Genomic DNA, 14,811 nt, shown 5'->3' on the forward strand with positions numbered 1-14,811 from the left:
AGCGCGCCATCATGTCTGACGAACAGAAACTCCTCGACTACCTCAGGCGGGCCACCGCGGACCTCGGTGAGGCGCGTCGCGAACTGCGCGAAGCCGAGGACGCCCGGCACGAGCCGATCGCGATCGTGGCCACGAGCTGCCGCTACCCCGGCGGCGCCGACACCCCCGAACGACTGTGGGACCTGGTCGCCGAGGCCCGGGACGCCATCTCCGAATGGCCCACCGACCGCGGCTGGGACACCTCCGCCCTCTACCACCCCGACCCCGACCATCCCGGCACCTCCTGCACCCGGCACGGCGGCTTCCTGCACGAGGCGGGGGAGTTCGACGCGGGCTTCTTCGGGATCTCGCCGCGCGAGGCGCTGGCGATGGACCCGCAGCAGCGGATGCTTCTGGAGGCCTCCTGGGAGGCGCTGGAGCGCGCCGGCATGGACCCCGCCTCCCTGCGCTCCAGCCCCACCGGCGTGTTCATCGGCGCCATGACCAACGACTACGGCGACGACTCCCGCGACCGGCCCGACGTCCAGGGACTCCTGCACGCCGGCACCGCGGGCAGTGTGATCTCCGGCCGCGTCTCCTACACCCTGGGTCTCGAGGGTCCGGCGGTGACGGTGGACACGGCGTGCTCGTCCTCGCTGGTCGCCCTGCATCTGGCGGTACGGGCCCTCAGGTCCGGCGAGTGCAGCCTCGCCCTCGCCGGCGGCGTCACCGTCATGCCCCACCCCGACCCCTTCGTCGCCTTCAGCCGCCAGCGCGCCCTGGCACCCGACGGCCGCTGCAAGGCCTTCGCCGACGGCGCCGACGGCACCTCCTGGTCCGAGGGGCTGGGGATGCTCGTACTGGAGCGACTGTCGGACGCACGGGCCGCCGGGCGCCGGGTACTGGCGGTGGTGCGGGGCACGGCGGTCAATCAGGACGGGGCGAGCAACGGGCTGACGGCGCCCAGCGGCCCGGCTCAACAGCGGGTCATCCGGGCGGCGTTGGCCGACGCCCGGTTGTCGGCGGGCGACGTGGACGCGGTGGAGGCGCACGGCACCGGGACCCGGCTGGGGGACCCGATCGAGGCGCAGGCCCTGCTCGCCACTTATGGGCAGCGGCGTGAACGGCCGCTCTGGCTGGGGTCGTTGAAGTCCAACATCGGCCACTCCTCGGCGGCGGCCGGGGTGGGCGGCGTGATCAAGATGGTGGAGGCGCTGCGGCACGGGGTGCTTCCGAAGACCTTGCACGTGGACGCGCCGTCGTCGCAGGTGGACTGGTCGGCGGGCGCGGTGGAGCTGCTGACCGAGGCACGGGACTGGCCGGCCGACGCGGACCGGCCCCGCCGGGCCGCCGTCTCCGGCTTCGGTGTCAGCGGCACCAACGCGCACGTGATCATCGAGGAGGCTCCCCTGGCGGAGGAGGCCGCGCCCGAGCCGCAGGCCAAGCCGCTCACGGCTGTGCCCTGGGTCGTCTCCGCCCGTACCGAGGAGGCCCTGACGGCCCAGGCCGGGCGCCTGCTGGAGGCCCTGGACGACACGGCCGACACCGCCGCCGTCGCACGAGCCCTGGCGACCACCCGCTCGGCCTTCGAGCACCGCGCCGTCGTGGTCGCAGACTCGGCCGACGGGTTCCGGGCCGGGCTCACCGCCCTGGCCACCGGGAGCACCTTCGCCGGGCTGGTGCAGGGCACGGTGCGCGCCTCGGGACGGGTCGCCTTCGTCTTCCCCGGACAGGGCGCCCAGTGGACCGGCATGGCACGCGAACTCCTGCGGACCTCACCGGTGTTCGCCGAGCGGATGGCCGCCTGCGAGGCGGCCCTCGCCCCGCACGTCGACTGGTCCCTCACGGAAGTCCTCGGCTCCGCCGCCGAGTTGGAGCGCGTGGACGTCGTCCAGCCCGCCCTCTTCGCGGTGATGGTGTCACTGGCCGAGCTGTGGCGGGCGCACGGCGTCGAGCCGGACGCCGTCCTCGGACACAGCCAGGGCGAGATCGCCGCCGCCGTGGTAGCCGGGGCACTCTCCCTCCAGGACGGCGCCAAGGTCGTCGCCCTGCGCAGCCGCGCCCTCGTCGAGCTTGCCGGACGCGGCGGCATGGCCGCGATACCGCTCGCCCCCGACGAGCTGACGGCCCATCTGGAGCGGTGGGAGGGCCGGTTGTCGGTCGCCGCAGTCAACGGCCCCGCCTCGATGGTGGTGTCCGGCGACACCGAAGCGGTCGACGGACTCGTGGCCGAACTCCAGGCAGCCGACATCCGCGCCCGCCGGATCCCCGTCGACTACGCCTCGCACAGCCCGCACGTCGAGCAGATCCGCGAACGGCTCCTGGAGAGCCTGGCCGACATCCGCCCCACCACCGGACAGATCCCGTTCTACTCCACCGTCGACCTGCGCTGGCAGGACACCGGCACCCTCGACGCCGACTACTGGTACCGCAATCTGCGGCAGACCGTACGTCTGGAGGAGGCCACCCGCGCACTGCTCGCCGAGGGCTTCCGGTTCTTCGTCGAGTCCAGCCCGCACCCCGTGCTGACCATGGCGATCGACCAGACCGCCGAGGCAGCGCGGACCGACGCAGTCGCCGTCGGCACCCTGCGCCGCGACCAGGGCGGAGTCGACCGCTTCCTGCTCTCCCTGGCCGAGGCCCACACCGGCGGCCTCGCCCCCGACTGGAACACCCTCTTCGCCGGCCGGTCGGCGCGGCCGGTCGACCTGCCCACCTACGCCTTCCGGCGGGACCGGTACTGGCTGCAGCGCAAACCGGCCGACACCGGGGACGGCACCGGCGCCGCAGCGGACCCGCTGCAGGACGCCTTCTGGGAGAACGTGCGGGAGCAGGACCTCACGGGGCTCGCCACGACCCTGGGCGTCGACCCAGAGGCCCCGCTCTCCGCCGTTCTGCCCGCCCTGGCCGACTGGCGCACCCGTGGCGACGAGCAGACCACCGTCGACTCCTGGCGCTACGGCGTCGAGTGGCACCCGCTCGCCGATGTCCGGGCCGCACGACCGGCCACCCTCGACGGCACCTGGCTGGTCGCCACCACGGAGGCGGTCGACGCACACCCCTGCCTCAAGGCCCTGCGCGAGGCGGGCGCCGCCCCGGTGCCCGTGGTGCTCGGCGCCACAGGCACCCGAGCCGACCGCGCGGACGTCGCCGACCGGCTGAGCCGGGCCGTCGAGGAAGCGGGCCCGATCCAGGGTGTGCTGTCCCTGACCGCCCTGGACCAGCGGCCCTGTCCCGACCGCCCGCACCTCCCCCTCGGCACCGCGCTCACCCTGAGCCTGGTCCAAGCCCTCGGCGACGCCGGCCTGGAGGCCCCCCTGTGGTGCGCCACCCAGGGGGCGGTGACCACCGGGCGCGGCGACGCCGTCACCAGCGCGGCTCAGTACCTGGTGTGGGGCCTGGGCCGGGTGGCCGCCCTCGAACACCCGCAGCGCTGGGGCGGCCTCATCGACCTCCCCGAGACACCCGACGCACGCTTCGGCGCCCGCCTGTGCCGCGCCCTGGCCGGCTGGGACGGCGAGGACCAGATCGCGCTGCGCGCCGGAGGCGCCTATGTGCGGCGCCTGGTCCGCAGCCGTACCACCGCCCGCGCGGACCGCGACGACTGGCGCGCCCGCGGCACGGTCCTGGTCACCGGCGGCACCGGCGGCGTCGGCGCGCACCTGGCCAGATGGCTGGCCGACCGCGGCGCCGAGCACCTGGTACTGGTCGGACGCCGGGGCATCGAGGCACCCGGCGCGGCCGAACTCGCCGACGCCATCAGGGCCGACGGCACCCGGGTCACGGTCGCCGCCTGCGACGTCGCCGACCGCGACCGGCTGGCCGCGCTCGTGCGGGACCTCGAACAGCAGGACGGCCCGATCACGACGGTCGTGCACGCCGCCGGCACCGGCCTGCTCGTGCCGCTCGGCGACACCGACCCCGAGGAGTTCGCCGAGACCCTGTACGCCAAGGTCGCCGGCGCGGCCAACCTCGACGCCCTCTTCGACCACGACGGCCTCGACGCGTTCGTGCTGTTCTCCTCCATCTCCGGTGTCTGGGGCAGCGGCGACCACGGCGCCTACGCCTCCGCCAACGCCTACCTCGACGCGCTCGCCGACCAGCGGCGGGCCAGAGGCCGCACGGCCACCTCCGTCGTCTGGGGCATCTGGGACCCCGAAGGCGGCGCCGGCATGGCCGCCAACCTGGTCGAGGAGCAACTGCGCGGCCGGGGAATCCCGTTCATGCGGCCCGCGACCGCGCTGACCGCACTCGGCCAGGTCCTCGCCGACGGTCCGGCCGTCGAACTCGTCACCGCCGTCGACTGGGACCGCTTCGCCCCCGTCTTCACCTCGGCCCGGCCCAGCCCCCTCATCGGCGACCTGCCGGACGTGCGCCGCGCCCTGGCCGAGGAGACCGCGCCCCGGCCCGACACCGAGGGCGGCACCTCCTCCCTCCGCGAACGGCTGACCCCGCTCGCCCCCGCCGAGCGCGACCGGCTGCTGACCGACCTCGTCCGCGAGCACGCCGCCGCCGTCCTGGGCCACGACTCCACCGACGCGGTCCAGCCCGAGCGGGCCTTCCGCGAACTCGGCTTCGACTCCCTGACCGCCGTCGAGATGCGCAACCGGCTCAATGCCGCCACCGGGCTGCGGCTGCCCGTCACCGTCCTGTTCGACTACGCCAGCGCCACCGCCCTCGCCCGCCACGTGCGCGAGGAACTGCTCGGCCCCGACGCCCCGGCGGCAGCCCTGCCCGCCCACGTGGCCGCCGACCCCGCCGACCCCATCGCCGTCGTCGCCATGGGCTGCCGCTATCCCGGCGACGTACGCACCCCCGAGGACCTGTGGCGGCTGGTCGAGGAGGGCCGCGACGCCGTCTCCGGACCGCCCGCCGACCGCGGCTGGGACCTCGACCGGCTCTACGACACCGACCCGGACCGCGCCGGCACCACCTACAGCACCGACGGCGGGTTCCTGCACGACGCGGGCCGCTTCGACCCCGCCTTCTTCGGCATCTCGCCGCGCGAGGCGCTGGCCATGGACCCCCAGCAGCGCCTCCTGCTGGAGATCGCCTGGGAGACCCTGGAGCGCGCCCACATCGATCCCGCCACCCTGCGCGGCACCCAGGTCGGCGTCTTCACCGGCGCCGCCTATCAGGGCTACGGCGGACAGGGCGCCGTCCCCGAAGAGGTGGAGGGTCACCTCATCGCCGGGATCTCCACCAGCGTCCTGTCCGGCCGCATCGCCTACACCTTCGGCTGGGAAGGGCCGGCCGTCACCGTCGACACCGCCTGCTCCTCCTCCCTGGTCGCAGTCCACCTGGCCGCCCAGGCACTCAGGTCGGGCGAATGCACACTGGCCCTCGCGGGCGGCGCCACCGTGCTGGGCACGCCCCTGTCCTTCACCGGCTTCAGCCGCCAGCGCGGCCTCGCGGCGGACGGCCGCTGCAAGTCCTTCGGCGCCGGCGCGGACGGCTTCGGCATCGCCGAAGGAGCCGGACTGCTCCTCCTCGAACGCCTCTCGGACGCCCGCCGCAACGGGCACCCGGTGCTGGCCCTCGTGCGCGGCTCGGCCGTCAACCAGGACGGCGCCAGCAACGGCCTCACCGCCCCCAGCGGACTCGCCCAGCAGCGCGTCATCCGCAGCGCCCTGGCCTCGGCCCGACTGACCGGCGCCGAGGTGGACGCGGTGGAGGCGCACGGCACCGGTACCCGGCTCGGCGACCCGATCGAGGCGCAGGCCCTGCTCGCCACCTACGGCCAGGACCGGCCCGCCGACCGGCCGTTGCTGCTCGGCTCCCTGAAGTCCAACATCGGCCACAGCCAGGCCGCCGCGGGTGTCGCCGGCATCATCAAGATGGTCCAGGCGATGCGCCACGGAGTCCTGCCCCGCACCCTGCACGCCGACGAACCCACACCCGACGTCGACTGGTCGGCGGGCGCGGTGGAACTCCTGACCCGGGCCAGGCCCTGGGAGGCGGACGGACACCCGCGCCGCGCCGCAGTCTCGTCGTTCGGCCTCAGCGGCACCAACGCACACGTCATCGTCGAGCAGGCCGAGGAACCCGCCGGGCCCGCTGACCGCCAACCACCCGTCGCGATCGCCTGGACCCTGTCGGGCCGCACCGAACAGGCCCTGCGCGACCAGGCGGAGCAGTTGTACGCCCACGCCACCGAACGGCCGGAACTGTGCCCGGCCGACATCGGGCTGACCCTGGCGACCGGCCGCTCCGCATTCGAGCACCGGGCCGTCGTCGTCGGCACCGAACGCGACGGCCTCCTCGACGGCCTGGGCGCGCTCGCCGCCGGGCGGGCCCACCCCGCCGTGGTCCGGGGCACGGCCACCGCACCCGGCCGCACCGTCTTCGTCTTCCCCGGACAGGGCTCCCAGTGGTCCGCCATGGCCACCGAACTCCTCGACACCGCACCCGTCTTCGCCCAGAGCGTCGCCGACTGCGAACGCGCCCTGGCCCCGTACGTCGACTGGTCCCTGACCGACGTACTGCGCGAGGAACTCGGCAGTCCGCCGCTGGAGCGGGTGGACGTGGTCCAGCCCGTGCTGTTCTCCGTGATGGTGTCGCTGGCCGCGCTCTGGCGCTCCTACGGCATCGAACCCGCCGCGGTCGTCGGCCACAGCCAGGGCGAGATCGCCGCGGCCTGTGTCGCCGGGGCGCTGACCCTTCAGGACGCGGCGAAGGTCGTGGCCCTGCGCAGCCGCGCCCTGACCCCGCTGGTCGGGCACGGCACGATGCTGTTCGCCGCGCTGGCGGCCGACGAACTGCGCGAGCGCATCAGCGACTTCAGCGACCGCGTCGCCGTCGCCGCCGTCAACGGGCCCACGTCCGTGACCCTCTCCGGCGACCCCGGGGCACTGGAGGAGATCGGCGAACGGCTGGCCGAGGACGGAGTGCTCAGCTGGAGCATCCCGGGCGTCACCTTCGCCGGCCACTCGCCCCAGGTGGACGCCCTGCGCACCGAGATCCTCGACGCCCTGGCCGACGTCACCCCGCGTCCGACGGACATCGCCTTCTGCTCCACCGTCACCGGCGGCCCGGTGGACCCGCTGACCCTCGACGCCGGGTACTGGTACCGCAACCTGCGCGAACCGGTCGAGTTCCATCGGGCCGTCACCTCGTTGATCACCACGGGGTACGACACCTTCGTCGAGGCGAGCCCGCACCCCATGCTCACGGTCTGGCTCCAGCAGAGCGTGGACGCGGCGGGCGGCACGGGCTGCGTCACCGGCACCCTGCAGACCGGCGCGGGCGGCCTCGACCGCTTCCTGACCTCGCTCGCCGAGCCGCACGTCCGGGGTGTCTCCGTCGACTGGCGGCCCGCGTTCGAGGGCACCGGAGCCCGTCACGCCGACCTGCCCACCTATGCGTTCCAACAGCAGAGGTACTGGCTCGAAACCACCGCGGCCACGACCACCGCGCACACCGGGGAGCCCGTGGACGCGTCCTTCTGGGACGCCGTCGAACGCCGGGACCTGCCCGCCGTGGCCGACACCCTGCGACTGCCCGAGGCGGACGAGGCCGCCCGCGCCGGCCTGAGCGGAGTGCTGCCGGCGCTCGCCGACTGGTGGCGCGACCGTCGGAGCCGGACCACGATCGACGGCTGGCGCCACCGCGTCGGCTGGAAGCCCCTCACCCTGGCGTCCGGCACACCGGCCCTGACCGGAACCTGGTGGGTCCTGGTCCCCGGCACGGCGGCGGACCATCCCGTGACCGCGGGCGTTCTGCGGACACTGGGCCGACACGGTGCCACCACCGTCACCGTGGAGCTCCCGCCCGACGGGACCGACCGTGACACGCTCACCGCCCGCCTGCGCAGCCTGCACGAATCCGGCGCCCCCGACGGGCTGTTGTCACTGGCCGCCCTGGCGCAGGAGCCGTACGCCTCCGGCACGTCGCTGCCGGCCGGACTCGCCCTGACCACCTCCGTGCTCCAGGCCCTCGGCGACGCCACGATCGCCGCGCCCCTGTGGTGCGTGACCAGCGGGGCGGTCTCCGTCGGCCGCTCCGACGCCCTCACCAGCCCGCTCCAGGCGACCGTCTGGGGACTGGGCGCGGTCGCGGGCGTGGAGTACCCCGAGCGGTGGGGCGGACTCATCGACCTGCCGGCCGAGCCCGACGACCGCAGCGGCGCCCGCCTGGCCGCCGTCCTCGCGGGCGCCGACGGCGAGGACCAGATCGCCATCCGCGCCTCCGGCGCCTTCGGCCGCAGGCTCGAACAGGCGCCCCCCGCGCCGCAGACCGAGGCGACGCCCTGGGCGCCCACCGGCACGGTGCTCATCACCGGCGGCACCGGCGCGCTCGGCGCCCACTTCGCCCGCCGGCTCGCCTCCGACGGCACCCGGCACCTGCTGCTCGCCGGCCGGCGGGGCCCCGACACGCCCGGCGCCGCGGCCCTGGTCCAGGAACTCGCCGAACTGGGCGCCGAGGCCCGGGTCGTGGCCTGCGACGCCGCCGACCGTGACGCCCTGGCCGCACTGATCGCCGCCGTCCCGGACGACCGCCCGCTCACCGCCGTCGTGCACACCGCCGGCGTCCTCGACGACGGCGTCCTCGACACCCTCACCCCCGAGCGGACGGCCACCGTCCTGCGGCCCAAGCTGGATGCCGCTCTCAACCTGGACGAACTCACCCGGGACCTGGACCTGACCGCCTTCGTGCTGTTCTCCTCGCTCGCCGGCACCCTCGGCGGCACCGGACAGGGCAGCTACGCCGCCGCCAACGCCTTCCTCGACGCCCTCGCCGAACAGCGGCGCACCCAGGGCCTGCCCGCCACCTCCGTCGCCTGGGGCCTGTGGGCCGGGGACAGCGCGGCGGGCGCCGCCAGCGAGCAACTCGTCCGCAACGGCCTGCCGCCCATGCCGCCGGAGCTCGCGCTCACCGCCCTCGGCCGGGCCCTGTCCGACGCCGAGACCAGGCCGGTGCTGTGCGCCTTCGCCTGGGAACGCTTCCTGCCCGCCTACACCGCGCTGCGCCCCAGCGCCCTGCTGCGCGACCTGCCCGCCGCCCGCACCGTCGCCGTCGACTCCACGGCCGCGGACGCGAACCCCCTGACGGGCCTTCCCGCGGCCGAACGGCTCACCGCACTCGAACGCGTCGTCCGCACCGAAGTCGCCGCCGTGCTCGGCTATCCGGACCCCGGTGCGATCGAGCCCGACCGCGTCTTCAAGGACCTCGGCTTCGACTCCCTGACCGCCGTCGACCTGCGCAACCGGCTCGCCGAGGCGACCGGCCTCAGGCTGTCGGTGACCCTCGTCTTCGACCACCCGACCGTCACCGCCCTCGTCGAGCACATCCGCACCGAACTCTGGGGCGCGGAGCCCGAGCCGGCCGCCCCCGGCACCCCTGCTGCCGCAGCCGTCCCTGCCGACGACGACCCCATCGCCGTCGTCGCCATGAGCTGCCGCTTCCCGGGCGGCGTCACCACGCCCGAGGAGCTGTGGCGGCTCGTGTCCCTCGGCACCGACGCGATCTCCGCGTTCCCCACCGACCGCGGCTGGGACCTGGAGGAGCTCTACGACCCCGACCCGGAGGCCGTCGGCCGCACCTACGCCCGCGAGGGCGGGTTCCTGTACGACGCCGACCGGTTCGACCCCGCCTTCTTCGGCATCTCGCCCCGCGAGACCCTCGCCATCGACCCGCAGCAGCGCCTGCTGCTGGAGCTGGCATGGGAGGCGTTCGAACGCGCCGGCATCGACCCGACGTCGCTGAAGGGCAGCCGCTCCGGGGTCTATGTCGGCTCCAGCTATCGCGACTACGGCTCCCGCGTCCAGCAGCCCACGGAGGAGATCGAGGGCTATCTCGGCATCGGCAGCGCGGGCAGCGTCGCCTCCGGACGCGTCGCCTACACCTTCGGCCTGGAGGGGCCCGCGGTCACCGTCGACACGGCGTGCTCGTCCTCGCTCGTCGCGGTTCACCTCGCCGCCCAGGCGCTGCGCGGCGGCGAGTGCTCCCTGGCCCTCGCGGGCGGCGTCACGGTGATGGCCAGGCCCGACGCGTTCATCGAGTTCAGCAGGCAGCGCGGCCTCGCGGCGGACGGCCGCTGCAAGCCGTTCGCCGCCGCCGCCGACGGCACCGCCTGGGCCGAGGGCGCGGGCCTGGTCCTGTTGGAGCGGCTGTCCGACGCCCGCCGCAACGGGCACCCGGTGCTGGCCCTCGTACGGGGCTCGGCCGTCAACCAGGACGGCGCCAGCAACGGCCTCACCGCCCCCAACGGCCCCTCCCAGCAACGCGTCATCCGCCAGGCGCTCGCCTCGGCCGGACTGACCGGCGCCGAGGTGGACGCGGTGGAGGCGCACGGCACGGGCACCCGGCTCGGCGACCCGATCGAGGCGCAGGCCCTGCTCGCCACCTACGGACAGGAGCGGTCCGCCGACCGGCCGCTGCTGCTCGGCTCGCTGAAGTCCAACATCGGCCACAGCCAGGCCGCCGCAGGTATCGCGGGCCTGCAGAAGATGGTCCTCGCCATGCGGCACGGTGTCCTGCCGCGCACCCTCCACGTCGACGCGCCGACCCCGTTCGTCGACTGGTCGGCGGGCGCGGTGTCCCTGCTGACCGAGGACACCCCTTGGCCGGACAACGGCCACCCCCGCCGAGCCGCCGTCTCGTCGTTCGGTGTCAGCGGCACCAACGCGCACACCATCCTGGAACACGTCCCCGAGCCGGCCGAACCGGCCGAGGAGGCAGGGGAGAGCACACAGGACGACGGCACGGCCGTGCCCTGGCTGCTGTCGGCCCGCAGCCCCGAAGCCCTGCGCGCCCAGGCCGAGCGGCTCCTCGACCACCTCGACGCCCACCCCGGCCTCGCCACCGCCGACGTCGCCCGCACCCTGGCCACCGCCCGCGGTGCGTTCGAACACCGGGCCGCGCTCGTCGCCGAGAACCGCCCCGCGCTCACCGGCGCGCTGCGCGCCCTGGCGCAGGGGACGGACGGGGCCGGTGTACTGCGCGGCACGGCCGTCACCGGAAAGACCGCGTTCCTGTTCTCCGGCCAGGGCAGCCAGCGACCCGGCATGGCCGCCGGACTCTACGCCGGCCAACCCGTCTTCGCCGACGCCTTCGACGAGATGTGCGCCGTACTCGACCCGCTGCTCGAAAAGCCCCTGCGGGACGTCGTGTTCGCGCCTGCCGGGTCCCCCGACGCGGCGCTGCTGGACCGGACGGAGTACACGCAGCCCGCCCTGTTCGCCGTGCACGTCGCCCTGTTCCGGCTCGCCGCCCACTGGGGGGTCGAACCCGACCTGCTGTTCGGCCACTCCATCGGCGAGATCTCGGCCGCGCACGTGGCGGGCGTCCTGTCGGCGGGCGACGCGGCCGCACTGGTCGCGGCCCGGGGACGGCTCATGCAGGCCCTGCCCGAGGGCGGTGCCATGGTCGCGCTCACCGCCTCCGAGGCGGACGCGCAACCGCTGCTCGCCGACCACGCGGACCGGGTGGCCCTGGCCGCGGTCAACGGCCCCGCCTCCGTCGTCGTCTCCGGTGCCGAGGACGCCGTCACGGACATCGCAGGGCGCTGGCAGGCGGCGGGCGGCAAGGCCCGGCGCCTGACGGTCAGCCACGCCTTCCACTCCCCGCTGATGGACGACATGCTCGACGAGTTCCGCCAGGTCGTGGACTCGCTCGACCTGCGGCCGCCCACCGTGCCGATCGTCTCCGACGTCACCGGCACCCTGGCCACCACCCAGCAGCTGACGTCGCCCGAGTACTGGGTACGGCACGTACGCGAGACGGTCCGCTTCCACGACGGCATGCGCACCCTCGCCGCCGAGGGCGCCGTGACGTACCTCGAACTCGGCCCGGACGGCTCGCTCAGCGCCATGGGCCGCGACTGCCTTCCCGAGCCTGCCGACCCGACCGCGGCCGGACCCCTGGTGCCCCTGTTGCGCAAGGACCGCCCCGACGACCACGCCGTCACCGCCGCTCTCGGTCACCTCAGTGTGCGGGGTACGGCCGTGGACTGGCCGGCCGTGTTCCGCGGCACCGACGCGCGGCGGGCCGACCTGCCCACGTACGCCTTCCAGCGCGAGCGTTACTGGCTGGAGGCCACCGCCCCGGCAGGCGGTGCGACCGCCCTCGGCCTCCAGTCGGCCGACCACCCGCTGCTGGGCGCGGCCGTCCCGCTCGCCGACTCGGACGGGTACCTGTTCACCAGCCGGATCTCGCTGCACACCCACCCCTGGCTGGGCGACCACCGGATCTACGGCACCGTCCTCGTCCCCGCCACCGCCCTGCTCGAACTCGCCCTGCGGGCCGGCGACGAGGCCGGCTGCGACCAGGTCGACGAACTCGTCCTGCAGGCCCCGCTGGTGCTGCCCGAGCGGGGCGCGGTGACCCTCCAGATCACCGTCGGCGCGCCCGACGCCTCGGGCGCCCGCCCGTTCTCGGTGCACTCCCGGCAGGCCGACGGACCCTGGGTCCGGCGCGCGGGCGGCCTGCTCTCCACCGCTTCCGCCGCCCCATCCGAGCCCCTCACCGAGTGGCCGCCGCTGGGCGCCGAACCCGTCGCCCTGGACGGGCTGTACGAACAGTCCGCCGAGGACGGCTTCGGCTACGGCCCCGCCTTCCAGGGGCTGCGGTCGGTGTGGCGCGCGGGCGACGAGGTGTACGCCGAGGCGGAACTCCCGTCCGGCACCGGGGCCGACGCGGCCCGCTTCGGACTGCACCCCGCCCTGCTGGACAGCGCCCTGCACGCGCTCGCCTTCGGTGTCCTCGACGGCACCGACCAGGGCTGGCTGCCGTTCTCCTTCAACGAAGTGCGTCTGCACGCCACGGGCGCCACCGCCTTGCGCATCCGGCTGCGCCCCGCGGGCCGCGACGCGATGGCCGTCCTGGTCACCGACCCCACCGGGCGCCCGGTAGCCGACGTCGGCTCCCTGCGCCTGCGTCCGGTCGCGCCCGACCAGGTGGCCGCCGTCCGCCCCGGCCACCACGACGACCTGTACCGGGTCGAGTGGCCGACGGCGCCCGCGCCGGCACCGGTCGCCCCCGACGACGGCTGGGCACTCGTCGCGCAGGAACCCGCCCATGGCATCACCCGTACCGCCGCGGGCCTGGCCGGGCTCGCCCGGGAGGTCTCCGACGGGGCCGTACGGCCCGGGTTCGTCCTCGTGGCCGCCCCGGTCCCGGCAGCAGGCGTGGGCCAGGCCGAGGCCGTGCGCCAGGTCACCGGGCGCACCCTCGCCCTGGTCCAGGAATGGCTCGCCGAGGAGGCGCTGAGCGGCGCCGCCCTCGTCCTGCTCACCCGACACGCGGTCGTCACCGGCCCCGGCGACGACGCGCCGGACCCCGTCCAGGCCGCCGTCTGGGGCCTGGTGCGCTCCGCCCAGACCGAGAACCCGGGCCGGTTCGTCCTCGTCGACCTCGACGGCACCGAAGCCTCCGACACGGCGCTCACCGCCGCGGTCGCCACGGGCGAACCCCAACTGGCGCTGCGGGACGGCCAGGTGCACCTGGCCCGGCTCGCACACGTCCCCGACACCGGAGACGGCGACCCCGCCCCGGACCTCGGCCGCCCCGGCACGGTCCTGATCACCGGCGGCACCGGAGCCATCGGCGCCGTGATCGCCCGTCACCTCGCCACCGAGCACGGCGTACGGCACCTGCTGCTCACCAGCCGACGCGGACCGGCGGCCGCCGGCGCCGTCGAACTCGTCGCCGACCTGGCGGAACGGGGAGCCGAGGCCGAGGTCGTGGCCTGCGACGCCGCCGACCGCGACGCGCTCGCGGCGCTGCTGGCCCGCATCCCCGGCGACCGGCCCCTGACCGCGGTCGTCCACGCGGCGGGCGTGATCGCTGACGGTGTCGTCGACGCGATGACCCAGCAGCAGCTCGACACCGCGCTGCGGCCCAAGGCGGACGCCGCCTGGAACCTGCACGAACTGACCGCGGACGCCGAGCTGTCGGCCTTCGTGCTGTTCTCCTCCATCGCCGGTGTCTTCGGCGGCATGGGGCAGGGCAACTACGCCGCGGCCAACGCCTACCTGGACGCCCTCGCCCAGCACCGGCGCTCGCTCGGACTGCCCGCCGCATCGCTGGCCTGGGGCCTGTGGGCCAACAAGGGCGGCATGAGCGGCGGCCTGGACGAGGCGGACTTCCGGCGCATCGCCCGCGGCGGCATCCTCGCCTTCCCGCCCGACGAGGGCGCCCGCCTGTTCGACGCCGCGCTCGCCACAGGTGAGCCCGCGCTGCTGCCCCTGCGCCTGGACACCGCCGCACTCGCCGACCGGTCCGGCCCCGGCGGCGTACCGGCCCTGCTGCGCGGACTCGTCCGCGCACCCGCCCGCCGCACCGCCGCCACCGGCGAGACGGCCGCTCCCGAGGCGGCGGACGCACTGCGCCGCACCCTCGCCGGTCAGACCGAGGCCCAGCGGACCCGGACCCTGCTGGACCTGGTACGCACCCACGCCGCCACCGTCCTCGGACACTCCGGGCCCGGCTCCGTGGACGCCGAACGAGGCCTGCTGGACCTGGGCTTCGACTCGCTCACCGCCGTCGAACTGCGCAACCGGCTCGGCGCGGCCTGCGGGCTGCGGCTCCCGGCCACCCTGCTCTTCGACCACCCGACCTCGGCGGCCATCGCGGCCCACCTCGCCACCGAACTCCTCCCCGAGACACCCGAGGCCGCCACGGGCTTCACCACAGGCCTGGCCGAACTGGGCCAGCTGGAGGCGGCCCTCGCCGGCGCGGAGCCGAGTGCGGAACTGCTCGCCCGGCTCCAGACCCTGCTCAGCAGCCTGCGCCCGACGGCCGGCGAGACGGCCGAGGACCGTCTCGACCTGGCCAGCGACGACGACCTCTTCGACTTCATCGACAACGAGCTGGGCACGTCGTGACCGGCCG

At 75.2% G+C, this 14,811-nt stretch carries 1 protein-coding gene; it reads left to right on the plus strand.

Translation table 11 applies throughout. The features are described 5' to 3' along the window. The first annotated feature begins 8 nt into the window (after positions 1-8). The gene (locus ACWDAG_RS40155) at positions 9-14,804 is read left to right on the plus strand and encodes a type I polyketide synthase (protein WP_450700533.1); all 14,796 of its coding nucleotides are present in this window, start codon (positions 9-11) and stop codon (positions 14,802-14,804) included. Positions 14,805-14,811: the final 7 nt, after the last annotated feature.

Source organism: Streptomyces sp. NPDC001157, from assembly GCF_053598255.1.